The organism is Aeromonas crassostreae (genome assembly GCF_054052445.1).
This window is the reverse complement of sequence record NZ_JBSTYM010000099.1, coordinates 1-201: the sequence shown is the minus strand read 5'-3', so window position 1 is coordinate 201 and position 201 is coordinate 1. Positions and strand designations below refer to the sequence as shown.

Here is a 201-nt window from a genome sequence, read left to right as displayed (position 1 = left end):
GGATGTGCTCACGGGTCTGCGGCATCGGGCCGTCAGTCGCGGCTACTACCAGGATTGCGCCGTCCATCTGGGCAGCACCGGTGATCATGTTTTTAACGTAGTCGGCGTGACCCGGGCAATCTACGTGCGCGTAGTGGCGGCTCGGGGTGTCGTATTCTACGTGGGAGGTGTTGATGGTGATGCCACGCTCACGCTCTTCCG

1 protein-coding gene is annotated in these 201 nt (G+C 61.7%); it reads right to left on the bottom strand.

The window, feature by feature from the left end; all coding sequences use genetic code 11:
• Window positions 1-201, bottom strand: a 201-nt coding sequence (locus ACW5W4_RS19060) for a GTP-binding protein (RefSeq protein ID WP_456690432.1), incomplete at both ends; no start/stop codon positions are given.